This is a genomic window from Pseudomonas violetae (assembly GCF_023072615.1).
Classification (GTDB): domain Bacteria; phylum Pseudomonadota; class Gammaproteobacteria; order Pseudomonadales; family Pseudomonadaceae; genus Aquipseudomonas; species Aquipseudomonas violetae.
Window position 1 is genome coordinate 139919 of record NZ_JAKNRW010000010.1, and the last position, 12349, is coordinate 152267.

At 59.1% G+C, this 12349-nt stretch carries 11 protein-coding genes and 1 pseudogene; 11 read left to right on the top strand and 1 reads right to left on the bottom strand.

The genetic code is table 11. The features are described 5' to 3' along the window. Positions 1-231 (bottom strand): VF530 family protein, encoded by a 231-nt coding sequence (locus L9059_RS14855; RefSeq protein ID WP_247291765.1) that lies wholly within the window; start codon positions 229-231, stop codon positions 1-3. 272 nt (positions 232-503) lie between these two features. Between L9059_RS14855 and L9059_RS14860 the strand changes: the two genes are divergently transcribed. From L9059_RS14860 to cmoB, 11 genes and pseudogenes are all read left to right on the top strand, one after another. Beyond that, positions 504-1886, top strand: a complete 1383-nt coding sequence (locus L9059_RS14860) for a carbohydrate porin (RefSeq protein ID WP_247291766.1) — start codon at positions 504-506, stop codon at positions 1884-1886. A gap of 212 nt (positions 1887-2098) precedes the next feature. Beyond that, a complete protein-coding gene (locus tag L9059_RS14865) occupies positions 2099-4510 on the top strand; it encodes a glucose/quinate/shikimate family membrane-bound PQQ-dependent dehydrogenase (protein ID WP_247291767.1) in 2412 nt (803 codons plus the stop codon). A 172-nt stretch (positions 4511-4682) separates the two neighbouring features. Continuing rightward, on the top strand, positions 4683-7100 hold the full coding sequence (gene lon / locus L9059_RS14870) for an endopeptidase La (protein ID WP_247291768.1): 2418 nt from the start codon (positions 4683-4685) through the stop codon (positions 7098-7100). Positions 7101-7215: 115 nt separating this feature from the next. Further along, positions 7216-7827 carry a hypothetical protein gene (locus tag L9059_RS14875; protein WP_247291769.1) on the top strand — a complete coding sequence of 204 codons (612 nt, stop codon included), beginning with the start codon at positions 7216-7218 and terminating at the stop codon, positions 7825-7827. A gap of 175 nt (positions 7828-8002) precedes the next feature. After that, complete coding sequence (locus tag L9059_RS14880; protein ID WP_247291770.1) at positions 8003-8464, top strand: hypothetical protein; 462 nt, start codon at positions 8003-8005, stop codon at positions 8462-8464. A gap of 17 nt (positions 8465-8481) precedes the next feature. Next, a pseudogene (locus L9059_RS14885) lies at positions 8482-8661 on the top strand (S16 family serine protease); the annotation flags it as partial. 169 nt (positions 8662-8830) lie between these two features. Beyond that, entirely contained in the window at positions 8831-9307 is a 477-nt protein-coding gene (locus L9059_RS14890; protein ID WP_247291771.1) for a hypothetical protein, read from the top strand. Positions 9308-9434: 127 nt separating this feature from the next. Next, the gene (locus L9059_RS14895; RefSeq protein ID WP_247291772.1) at positions 9435-9827 is read left to right on the top strand and encodes a protease inhibitor I42 family protein; all 393 of its coding nucleotides are present in this window, start codon (positions 9435-9437) and stop codon (positions 9825-9827) included. 2 nt (positions 9828-9829) lie between these two features. Next, a complete protein-coding gene (locus L9059_RS14900) occupies positions 9830-10471 on the top strand; it encodes a lysoplasmalogenase (protein WP_247291773.1) in 642 nt (213 codons plus the stop codon). A gap of 126 nt (positions 10472-10597) precedes the next feature. After that, on the top strand, positions 10598-11377 hold the full coding sequence (gene cmoA / locus L9059_RS14905; RefSeq protein WP_247291774.1) for a carboxy-S-adenosyl-L-methionine synthase CmoA: 780 nt from the start codon (positions 10598-10600) through the stop codon (positions 11375-11377). Next, on the top strand, positions 11374-12330 hold the full coding sequence (gene cmoB, locus L9059_RS14910; protein ID WP_247291775.1) for a tRNA 5-methoxyuridine(34)/uridine 5-oxyacetic acid(34) synthase CmoB: 957 nt from the start codon (positions 11374-11376) through the stop codon (positions 12328-12330). The genes cmoA and cmoB overlap by 4 nt, the downstream gene beginning before the upstream one ends. Positions 12331-12349: the final 19 nt, after the last annotated feature.

Below are 12349 nucleotides of genomic sequence, written 5' to 3' on the forward strand. Positions count from 1 at the left end.
TCAGAGCGGCCGCTTGGTGCGCATCAGCTTTATATACAAGTGTTCGACCTTCTCCCGCGCCCACGGGGTCTTGCGCAGGAAGGTCAGGCTCGACTTGATGCTCGGGTCGCTCTTGAAGCAGCGAATGTCGATGCGTTCGGCCAGCCCCGACCATTCATAGTGCTCAACCAGGGCATTGAGGATCTGCTCCAGCGTCACGCCGTGCAGCGGGTTGTTGTTCTGTTCGGTCATGCCGGGCCTTCGAGCGAAGTGGGAATTGGAAGCCGCGCACCTTAGCCGAGGGCTTCGTCGGGGGGAAGTGATCTGTGTGCGGCCTGCTAAATGTAGCCTTGGTGCCATGGACTGTTACCGATTTTGAAAGGCAGCATGTCAGGAAAAGCCCTTTCGCTATTTGTAACAGAACATTATCCTTACGCCCGTCCCGGCTGAAACGCTTCCGCTGCCTGCTCCACCCCTTGCTGTTTTCAGTTCATCCCCCAGAAAAAGATCAAGAATTTCTTCCCATGCCCGATTTGCCAATTTCGCAAGACAGCGCTGTCCGAACGCCTGTTGCCCGCCTGAAAATGCCTTGCCTGATCAGCGGCTTTACCGCAATGAGCCTGGCTGCCTGTGCCCAGGCCGCTCCCGCCTTCGACAGCGAGTCACCCTGGATGCTCGGTGACTGGAACGGCAGTCGCACCGAGCTTGCGCAAAAAGGCTACGACTTCAAAGTCGATTACACCGGCGAAATGGGCAGTAACCTGCACGGCGGCTACGACCACGATCGCACGGCGCGCTACAGCGACCAGTTCGGTCTGGGCACCCACCTGGACCTGCAGAAAATTCTCGGCTGGGACGCGGCCGAATTCCAGCTGACCGTCACCGAGCGCAGCGGCAACAATATCAGCAACGACCGCATCAACGACCCGCGCGTCGGCGGGTTCACGTCGGCCCAGGAAGTCTGGGGCCGCGGGCAGACCTGGCGCCTGACGCAAATGTGGTATCAACAGAAATTCTTCGACCAGAAACTCGACATCAAGGCCGGTCGTTTCGGTGAAGGCGAAGACTTCAACAGCTTCCCGTGCGACTTCCAGAACCTGGCGTTCTGTGGCTCCCAGGTAGGCAACTGGGTCGGTGGTATCTGGTACAACTGGCCGGTCAGCCAATGGGCGCTGCGCGTCAAATATCACCTGACGCCAGCGCTGTATGCGCAGGTCGGTGCCTACGAGCAGAACCCGTCCAACCTGGACCGCAACAATGGCTTCAAACTCAGTGGCAGCGGTACCCAGGGGGCGATCCTGCCGGTGGAACTGGTGTGGTCGCCGAAGGTCAATGGCCTGCCAGGCGAGTACCGCGCCGGTTATTACTACAGCAACGCCAAGGCCACCGACGCCTACAAGGACAGCAATGGTCAGCCGGCAGCCCTGAGCGGCGAGGCCTACCGCAGTGCCTCGAGCAAGCACGGCGTGTGGCTTGGCGTGCAACAGCAACTGACCAGCCGGGCCAGCGACAACTCCCGGGGCCTGAGCATCTTCGCCAACGGCACGATGCATGACAAGAAGACCAACGCCATCGACAACTATGTCCAGGCCGGGGTCGTCTACAAGGGGCTATTCGATGCACGGGCCAAGGACGATATCGGTTTCGCCATGGCTCGCGTCCACGTCAACCCGGCGTATCGCAAGAATGCCGAGGCGACCAATCAGGCGCGCGCCGTGTCCGATTTCGACGACCCGACGTTCCTGCCGCCGCAAGACACCGAATACAGCGCCGAACTCTACTACGGCGTGCACCTCACCCATTGGCTGACCGTGCGCCCGAACCTGCAGTACATCCGCCACCCGGGTGGCGTCGACCAGGTCGATGACGCGTTGATTGGCGGGATCAAGATCCAGTCTTCGTTCTAAAGCACACCACACCCCCACTGCAGGAGCGAGCTTGCTCGCGATGGACCCGAGAACACCGCAGGGCACCAGACACCCAGCGTCATCGTTAACGACCATCGCGAGCGAGCTCGCTCCTACAGGGGGCGGTTTTTTATCTGAACCATGCCCACGCCAGATCGTCATCTACAGTGAACTTGCGCGGGACTACTTAAAACGTCACGGAGAACCACACTATGAGCACTGATGGTGCTTTAAGTCGAAGCCGTCTATTGCCGACACTGCTCGGCATTCTGCTTTTGCTAATGGGCCTGGCCATGCTGGCCGGGGGAATCAAGCTGAGCATGCTGGGCGGCTCGCTTTACTACCTGCTGGCCGGTATCGGCCTGACGCTGACCGGCGCCCTGCTGATCGCCGCACGCCGTGCTGCGCTTGGCCTGTACGCACTGGTGCTGTTTGCCAGCACCGTCTGGTCGCTGTGGGAAGTTGGCCTCGACTGGTGGCAACTGGTACCACGCCTGGCGCTGCTGTTTGCCTTGGGCATCGTCATGTTGCTGCCGTGGTTCCGCCGTCCGATGGTACGCGAAGGCACTGGCCCGCTGACCACCGGCGTTCTGGCCGTGGCCGTGGTGATAGCAGGCGCAGCCGCACTGGCCAGCCAATTCACCAACCCGGGTGAAATCAAGGGCCAGCTGGACCGCGACAGCGTGCCGGGCATGGCCAATACCGCCCCGGACATGCCGGACGGTGACTGGAACTCCTACGGCCGTAGCGCCCACGGCGATCGCTATTCGCCACTGGCGCAGATCACCCCGGAAAATGTCCACAAGCTGGTTCCAGCCTGGGAGTTCCGCACCGGTGACCTCCCGGGGCCGAACGATCCTGGCGAAACGACTGCGGAAAACACCCCGCTGAAAGTCAACGGCATGCTGTACGTGTGCACGCCGCACAGCCAGGTGATCGCCCTTGATCCGGACACCGGCAAGGAAATCTGGCGTTTCGATCCGAAGCTCTCCACGCAGAACGCGGCGAACTTCAAGGGATGGGCGCACATGACCTGCCGCGGCGTGTCGTATCACGACGACGCCGTCTACGCTTCCGAGCAGAGCCCGACGGGTACTGCCAGCCCTGCACCGGCCAGCAACGCCTGCCCGCGTCGCATCTTCCTGCCAACCGCCGACACCCGCTTGATCGCCCTGAATGCCGACACCGGCAAGATGTGCGAAGACTTCGGTAACGGTGGCCAGGTTGACCTCAGCGCCAACATCGGCGGCTTCAATGCCGGCGGTTACTACTCCACCTCGCCACCAGCCGTCACCAAAGACCTGGTAGTGATTGGTGGTCACGTCACCGACAACGTTTCCACCGACGAGCCAAGCGGCGTGATCCGCGCGTTCGACGTGCACACTGGCAAGCTGGTGTGGAACTGGGACAGCGGCAACCCGGATGACACCACGCCGATTGCCGAAGGCCAGGTCTACACCCGCAACTCGCCAAACATGTGGTCGATGTTCGCCGTCGACGAAAAACTCGGCATGCTCTACCTGCCAATGGGCAACCAGACCCCGGATCAGTTCGGTGGCGCGCGTACCCCTGAGTCGGAACTGCACGCTGCCGGCCTGACCGCGCTGGACATCGCCACCGGCCAGGTGCGCTGGCACATGCAGTTCACCCACCATGACCTGTGGGACATGGACGTGGGTGGCCAGCCGACCCTGATGGACCTGAAAACTGCGGACGGCGTGAAGCCCGCGGTACTCGCGTCCACCAAACAGGGCAGCATCTACGTGCTGGACCGCAGCACCGGCAAGCCGATCGTGCCGATCAACGAAGTGCCGGTTCCGCAGGGCGCTGTTGAAGGTGATCACACTTCGCCAACCCAGCCGAAATCCGACCTCAACCTCATGCCACCGCCGCTGCAGGAACGTGACATGTGGGGCGTGACTCCGTTCGATCAACTGATCTGCCGGATCGACTTCCAATCCATGCGCTACGACGGCCCGTTCACACCGCCATCGCTACAGGGTTCGATTGTCTATCCAGGTAACTTCGGCGTGTTCGACTGGGGCGGTATCTCGGTTGACCCGGTGCGCCAGATCGCTTTCGTGAACCCAAGCTACATGGCGTTCAAATCGAAATTGATCCCGGCCGCCGAAATCGCTGCCCAAGGCCCGCGTAAAAGCGAAACCGAAGGTGTGCAGCCAAACAAAGGCGCGCCATACGGCGTCGTCCTCGAAGCACTGTTGTCGCCAATGGGCCTGCCGTGCCAGGCGCCGGCCTGGGGCTACGTGGCGGCGGTCGACCTGACCACCTCGAAAGTCCTGTGGAAGCACAAGAACGGCACCGTGCGCGATAGCTCGCCGGTTCCGATCCCGCTGAGCATGGGCGTACCGAGCCTTGGCGGCACATTTGTCACCGCCGGTGGCGTGGGCTTCCTGAGCGGCACCCTCGACCAGTACCTGCGTGCCTACGACATGAAAAACGGTAAGCAGTTGTGGGAAGGCCGCCTGCCAGCTGGCGCGCAAACCACGCCGATGACCTATACCGGCAAGGACGGCAAGCAGTACGTGCTGGTCGTGGCCGGCGGTCACGGCTCGCTGGGCACCAAGCAGGGTGACTACGTGATTGCTTACAAACTGTCCGAGTAATTTTTAGCGGCAGTAACCAAAGGCGACTCCCGCGAGGGAGTCGCCTTTTTTATGACCACCACAGCCCCCCCTGTGGGAGCGAGCCGCCACTACCTGTCGATATTGCCCCTGCCATTGAAACCACCCGCCACCTGCCCCATCTAAGATCCATATCCCATTGCGCAGGTGCCCCATGAGCGACCAGCAAGAATTCCCTGAAGACCTCAGCGAATACGCCGACCCCGAGAACGCCGAGCATCACTCCACCGGCAAAGGCCTCGCACTGCCCGGCCAGAACCTGCCGGACAAGGTCTACATCATCCCGATCCACAACCGCCCGTTCTTCCCGGCTCAAGTACTGCCGGTCATCGTCAATGAGGAACCCTGGGCTGAAACCCTGGATCTGGTCAGCAAATCCGAGCATCACTCCCTGGCCCTGTTCTACATGGACACGCCCCAGGAAGACCCGCGCCACTTCGACACCTCGGCCCTGCCGCTCTACGGCACGCTGGTCAAGGTGCACCACGCCAGCCGCGAAAACGGCAAGCTGCAGTTCGTCGCCCAAGGCCTGACCCGCGTGCGTATCCGCACCTGGCTCAAGCACCACCGCCCACCGTACCTGGTGGAAGTCGAATACCCGCATCAACCCACCGAGCCGACCGATGAGGTCAAGGCCTACGGCATGGCGCTCATCAATGCGATCAAGGAACTGTTGCCGCTCAACCCGCTGTACAGCGAAGAGCTGAAGAACTACCTCAATCGCTTCAGCCCCAACGATCCTTCCCCGCTGACCGACTTCGCCGCCGCACTCACTTCCGCCACCGGCAACGAGCTGCAGGAAGTGCTCGACTGTGTGCCGATGCTCAAGCGCATGGAAAAAGTCCTGCCGATGTTGCGCAAGGAAGTCGAAGTCGCACGCCTGCAGAAGGAAATTTCTGCCGAGGTGAACCGCAAGATCGGTGAACACCAGCGCGAGTTCTTCCTAAAGGAGCAGTTGAAGGTCATCCAGCAGGAGCTGGGCCTGACCAAGGACGATCGTAGCGCCGACATAGAACAGTTCGAGCAGCGTCTGGAAGGTAAGGTGCTGTCCGCCCAGGCGCAGAAACGTATTGCCGAAGAAATGAACAAGCTGTCGATCCTCGAAACCGGCTCGCCGGAGTATGCGGTCACCCGCAACTACCTCGATTGGGCGACCTCGGTGCCTTGGGGCGTCTACGGCGAGGACAAGCTCGACCTCAAGCGTGCCCGCAAGGTCCTGGACAAACACCATGCCGGCCTCGACGACATCAAGGATCGCATCCTCGAATTCCTCGCCGTGGGTGCCTATAAAGGCGAAATCAGCGGCTCCATTGTGCTGCTGGTCGGCCCGCCCGGTGTGGGCAAGACCAGCGTCGGCAAATCCATCGCCGAATCCCTCGGCCGCCCGTTCTATCGCTTCAGCCTTGGCGGCATGCGCGACGAAGCCGAGATCAAGGGCCATCGGCGCACCTACATCGGCGCGCAACCGGGCAAGCTGGTGCAGGCGCTTAAAGACGTCGAAGTGATGAACCCGGTGATCATGCTCGACGAGATCGACAAGATGGGCCAGAGCTACCAGGGCGATCCGGCCTCGGCGCTGCTGGAAACCCTGGACCCGGAACAGAACGTCGAATTCCTCGACCATTACCTGGACTTGCGCATGGACTTGTCCAAAGTCCTGTTCGTGTGTACCGCCAACACCCTGGATTCAATTCCCGGCCCGCTGCTGGACCGGATGGAAGTGATTCGCCTGTCGGGCTATATCACCGAAGAAAAGATCGCCATCGCCAAGCGGCACCTGTGGCCGAAACAGCTGGAAAAGGCCGGTGTTTCCAAAGGCAGCCTGTCGATCAGCGACAGCGCGTTGAGAGCGTTGATCGATGGCTACGCCCGGGAGGCCGGGGTTCGTCAGCTGGAAAAACAACTGGGTAAACTGGTGCGCAAGGCGGTAGTCAAGCTTATCGACGAGCCGAAGGCCGTGATCAAGCTCGGCCCCAAAGACCTCGAAGCCTCCCTCGGTCACCCGGTGTTCCGCAATGAGCAAGTGCTCTCCGGCACAGGCGTCATCACCGGCCTGGCCTGGACCAGCATGGGCGGCGCCACCTTGCCGATCGAGGCGACACGCATCCATACGCTCAACCGCGGCTTCAAGCTCACCGGGCAACTGGGTGACGTGATGAAAGAATCGGCAGAAATTGCCTACAGCTACGTCAGCTCAAACCTGAAGTCTTTTGGCGGCGATCCGAAGTTTTTCGACGAAGCCTTTGTGCACTTGCACGTTCCAGAGGGTGCCACCCCCAAGGACGGCCCAAGCGCGGGCGTAACCATGGCCAGCGCCCTGCTGTCCCTGGCGCGCAACCAGCCGCCGAAAAAAGGCGTGGCGATGACGGGTGAACTGACCTTGACCGGGCATGTACTGCCCATTGGCGGAGTGCGCGAGAAAGTGATTGCTGCGCGGCGACAGAAGATTTTCGAATTGATATTGCCGGAACCTAACCGTGGCAGTTTTGACGAATTACCGGATTACTTGAAAGAAGGAATTACCGTGCACTTTGCCAAGCGGTTCGCGGACGTCGCGAAAATATTGTTTTAATTTAACAGTATAAAGCCCTGACACCACCTGTCGGAACTGACACTTCTAACAGGTGGAGCCCACCCCCAAAGCTTGATAAAAAGGTTGCTCGAACCCCACCCTAGTGAGCGTAATCATGACCGATAGTTCGCCATTACCCCCTCCAACCATCGTGAGCCCAAAGCAGGCAGAAGAAGTTGAAAAACTGCTACTCCAAGGGACAGGCACCCCCGGCGCCTTCATTGAATTCAACTTCAGTTTTTGGAGTGCAGATAAGTGGCAAGCCGGGACAGAGGTTAAGCAGGACGGAACCTGGAGCTTCACACCTGAAGGAGCGGGTTTAGACAAACCTGGGGATGTCTGGATCAGGGTCAGGCAAATGAAGCATTGGCCAGCAGAAACCTCACTACCCAGCGAAACAATACATTACCGACAATTGCTCGCCCCTCCCGTCATAAAAAAACCGCTCGAGGGAGAGTCTCTGCCTCTGATCGAACAAACTATCGAAGGAACTGCGTTCTATGGCAGCAGCCTGGTCGATATCGAATTGATCAAAGTAAGCCCACTCCCCACAGGCACGTACAAAACCAGCATCAAACCTGATGGTGGGGGCTTCTGGAAGGCCAACCCTAATTGGGCGCTGACAGCCGGTTCGTATGTATTGAAGGCCAGGCAAACTCATACGGACAGTCATGGCGTCACCCATGTTTCGAACTGGACTAAGGATTTACCCATTCTTGCCGGCTGAGCTGAAACGTACCCTATATTGCTGAGACGGTCAGACCAAGTTACCTGGACGCCTCCATTTCCCCATGGATAACATTTGAAACACCTTGCCACCCTAACCCGCTATTTATATCAGTACCTGCACTTGAACGCTGACTGTACATTCAAGGTTCCTTTACGCCTTGAGATAAAAGCCCATGGACATCGAACAACGTAGAAGCCTCATCGACAGCCGAATCAATACCGGCATCCACTATCGCCAGTGCTGCCCGCAAAACTACTTGAATGCCACGGTTGACGATCGTGAGGCATTCAACTCTGAAGTGCTTTACACCAGCGTCGGATCCCGTGAGATTTTGGCTATTTTCAAAGCCGGCGAAAACAATACCCCTCAGGACCGCGCCTTTGATCTTTATTTGCCTAAACACATCAAAAGCGGTATTTACCAACTGAACATGCCAAACCAACTGATTCAAATTGCCTTTACTGAAAATTTCCCGGCGCACACAACCTTCTGGGCAACTGGGGGGACCATTGATCTCGCGGTGGACGCCGATGCTCAGGGATACCGTGGCCGTTTTGAAATCAAGTTCAGAGATCGGCAAAATGTTGAATTTTCATCTGACGGCCTGTTCGAATTTTCTCTGAAAAACACCTGAAACTGACCGAAAATATTGGCCGGAACTGCTGGAAAAGGCCGGTGTTGCGCAACGAGCAATTGCTCTCCGGCACAGGCGTCATCACTGGCCGGGCCTGGACCCGTATGGGCGGCGCCACCTTGCCCATCGACGCGACACGCATCCATACGCTCAACCGTGGTTTCAAGTTCACCGGGCAACTGGGCGATGTGACGAAGATTTTGTTCTGACTGAATGTTCGCCAGCATGCATGCACTGCCGGTGTACTGGCGAACGACTCGCTTATTCCGAATAAAGCTAAACAACTGTCAGATATGACAGTTACCCCTATTTAATCAATCACTATACTTCCCACTCGCAAATGCTTTATCAACAGGGAATTAGCCCATGAGCACCGAGAAAACCAAACCCTCCACCGGTGAACTTTTCACCGTAGATGGCAACATGATGTTCAGCGGCGATGGCCGGATCGAGTTCGACTCAAATGATCTGGAGTTACGTCTTTTAATACCGAACGAAACGACGGTTGGTTTTTATCAGAACCGGAGCCTTCCTAGCGAAAAGCACCTGTCGTTTACTTTTAGCAAAGACATTACAACTGGCACTCACACACTCGCGCAAGGGAGCCCCTTCCTTGCAGCAAATTTTCATGAAGCGCTTAACAATGAACTGGGCATTCAACCCCCTGAGCATTACACCGCAACGGAAGGCACAGTCACTTTTGTCCTTTTGGGCAACTCGCCTGATAACATTGGCTATCTTGTCACCACCTTCAATCTAACCGTGAAGTCCTTGAGGACCGGTAAAAACATCGAGCTTTCCGGAAAATTTCAAAGTCACCTCACTTATACCACTGCGAATTAAGCCGGACTGCACATCTACGGGCGCGAAACAGGTACCAGAGGCCGCGTCCGTAGCTCCTCCGCGTCACAATTTGTCTCATCTTCGGTTATGCTCGCCGTTCGTCGTAACCGCCGGAGCCACTGACCTTATGTCCCCCACTCGCCTGTTTGTACCCCTCGCCCTCTGCTTGCTGGCCGCTTGCACCACGCAACCGAAACAGAACGTGACCGTGGAAAAACAAGGCGAATGCCCGGTGCAAATGCGTAATGGACAGAACCTGATCCTGACCCTGCCGAGCAACCCGAGCACGGGTTATCGCTGGGCGATTCAGGATTCAGCCGGTGGCGTGCTGCGTGCGCTTAGCCCCGAGGTGTACAGCAACCCGGAAGACGCCGGGATCGTCGGCAGTGCGGGTATTTCGACCTGGCGCTTCCAGGCCTTCGCGACCGGTACCGGACGCTTGCGCCTGACCTCACAGCAACCCTGGGCGCCGGAAGTATTGCCGGTAGACACCTTCGACTGCGCGATCTCGGTGAACTGACCGTGGGCTGGCTGATTCTGGCGCTGATGGGCGCAGTGACTTTTCTTTACGGGGTCAGCGTGCATGCCACCCTGCTGTGCCTGCTGGTCAAGCCGTTGCCAGTACTGGCCCTGCTGGGTTGGCTACACGATGCGCCACCCAGTGAGTATCGCCGCTGGATCAGCCTCGGCTTGATTTTCTCCCTGCTGGGCGATGTGTTGCTGGCATGGCCGATGGATTTGTTCGTATTTGGTCTCGGGGCCTTTCTCGTGGCGCATCTGGCGTACCTGAAAGCTTATCTGAGCGACTGCCGCCGGTTGGCAGTGGTGCCGCTGGTCCTGGCCCTGGGTGTTGGTGCCCTGTTGCTGGGGATGCTGATCGCCAGTGGTTTGGGGCCTTTGTTGATCCCGGTGATCGTCTACGGGCTTGCGATCAGCACGATGCTCTGGCGCGCATTGGCCCGCCTTGGCACTGATGTGCCGCAACGTTCTGCCATTCTTGCGGCGGCCGGCGCAGTGGCGTTCGTATTTTCCGACAGCGTGATCGGCATCAGTCGCTTCGTGATGCCGTTCGAGGCGGCGCCCTATGTGATTATCTTGAGCTATTGGCTGGGGCAGTGGGGGATTGCGGCCTCGGCGTTCACCACCGAACCGCGCCGCGCCTGAGAAAAAGATCGCAGCCTGCGGCAGCTACAGAGATCGCATTTCAAATGTGGAGTTGCCGCAGGCTGCGATCTTTTGATTGGGCGGTTTATCAGACAACCCGCGCATCCCCGCGCCAAGTTGGCTAAAATGCCGGCCTTTTCCACCCATGCCGCTGGAACCGCCGTGAGCAAAGAACCCGATCGCCTTTTCGCCCAGCCGTTGGCCCAGGTGCCTGACTTCGCCTTCAACGAGGACGTGGTGCGGGTTTTCCCGGACATGATCAAGCGCTCGGTGCCGGGTTATCCGACCATCGTCGAGAATCTCGGGGTGCTCGCCGCGCAGTTTGCCCAGCCCAACAGCGTGCTCTACGACCTGGGCTCGTCCCTCGGTGCCGTGACCCAGGCCTTGCGCCGGCACGTGCGCACCGACGGTTGCCGCGTGATCGCTGTGGATAACTCGGCGGCCATGGTCGAACGCTGCCGCGAATACCTCAACGGCCAGGACTCGATGTTCCAGGAGTTGCTGCCGGTGGAGGTGATCGAAGGCGACATCCTGGCGCTCGACTTCCAGCCGGCCTCGGTGGTGGCGCTGAACTTCACCCTGCAATTCATTGCCCCCGAGCAACGTACCGCGCTGCTCGCGCGCATCCGTCAGGCGCTGTTGCCTGGTGGCGCGTTGATTCTGTCGGAGAAGCTGCGTTTCAACGACCTCCAGGAACACGCGCTGCTCACCGACCTGCATGTGGCCTTCAAGCGCGCCAACGGCTACAGCGAACTGGAAATCGCCCAGAAACGCAGCGCCATCGAAAACGTCATGAAGCCCGACAGCCTCGAAGAACACCGCGAGCGCCTGTTCGCTGCCGGGTTCTCGAAAGTCGTGCCGTGGTTCCAGTGTCTTAACTTTGCCTCGTTGATTGCCTTGCCATGATTGATCTGTCCCCCCTCGCCCGCCGTCTGGCTGGCACCCCGCTGGCTGATTGGGCCAACACGCTGCAAGCCCAGCTCGACAAGAAAATGGAAAAAGGCCATGGCGATCTGGAGCGTTGGCAAAGTGCGCTGGACGCCTTGCCGAACATTCAGCCCAATGAAGTCGACTTGTTGAACGGCCTGCTGCTGGACACCGACTGCGACGACGACACCCGGGCTCAAATGCGCACCGCGTTGATGGGCCTGTCGCCATGGCGCAAGGGCCCGTTCGACCTGTTTGGCGTGCACGTCGACACCGAGTGGCGCTCGGACTGGAAATGGTCGCGGGTCGCTCCGCACCTGGACCTCAAGGGCAAGCGCATTCTGGATGTCGGCTGCGGCAACGGTTACTACATGTGGCGCATGCTGGGCGCCGGTGCCGACAGTGTGATCGGCGTAGACCCTAATTGGCTGTTTTTCTGTCAGTTCCAGGCGGTGCAACGCTATCTGTCGGAGCCGAACGCCTGGCACCTGCCATTTCCTTTCGAAGACCTGCCCCCCAATCTGGAAGGCTTCGACACAGTATTTTCCATGGGTGTGTTCTACCACCGTCGCTCGCCCATCGAACATTTGCTGGCGCTGAAGGATTGCCTGGTCAAGGGTGGAGAGTTGGTGCTGGAGACCCTGGTCATCGAAGGCGATCAGCAGCAGGTGCTGGTGCCCGAAGACCGTTATGCGCAGATGCGCAACGTGTGGTTCCTGCCCTCGGTGCCGGCGCTGATGCTCTGGTTGCGGCGTGCCGGGTTTACCGATGTTCGCTGTGTGGACGTGAGCGTGACCACAGTCGAGGAACAGCGCGGGACGGAGTGGATGAAGTATCAGTCGCTGAGTGATTTTCTCGACCCCGAGGATCACAGCAAAACGATCGAAGGACTGCCGGCGCCGATGCGCGCGGTCATCGTGGCCCGTAAATAAACTTCCCCCTGTAGGAGCG

Coding starts and splice junctions, on each gene's coding strand:
- L9059_RS14855 (WP_247291765.1), bottom strand. CDS start 231: ATGACCGAACAGAACAACAACCCGCTGCACGGCGTGACGCTGGAGCAG.
- L9059_RS14860 (WP_247291766.1), top strand. CDS start 504: ATGCCCGATTTGCCAATTTCGCAAGACAGCGCTGTCCGAACGCCTGTT.
- L9059_RS14865 (WP_247291767.1), top strand. CDS start 2,099: ATGAGCACTGATGGTGCTTTAAGTCGAAGCCGTCTATTGCCGACACTG.
- lon (WP_247291768.1), top strand. CDS start 4,683: ATGAGCGACCAGCAAGAATTCCCTGAAGACCTCAGCGAATACGCCGAC.
- L9059_RS14875 (WP_247291769.1), top strand. CDS start 7,216: ATGACCGATAGTTCGCCATTACCCCCTCCAACCATCGTGAGCCCAAAG.
- L9059_RS14880 (WP_247291770.1), top strand. CDS start 8,003: ATGGACATCGAACAACGTAGAAGCCTCATCGACAGCCGAATCAATACC.
- L9059_RS14890 (WP_247291771.1), top strand. CDS start 8,831: ATGAGCACCGAGAAAACCAAACCCTCCACCGGTGAACTTTTCACCGTA.
- L9059_RS14895 (WP_247291772.1), top strand. CDS start 9,435: ATGTCCCCCACTCGCCTGTTTGTACCCCTCGCCCTCTGCTTGCTGGCC.
- cmoA (WP_247291774.1), top strand. CDS start 10,598: ATGCCGGCCTTTTCCACCCATGCCGCTGGAACCGCCGTGAGCAAAGAA.
- cmoB (WP_247291775.1), top strand. CDS start 11,374: ATGATTGATCTGTCCCCCCTCGCCCGCCGTCTGGCTGGCACCCCGCTG.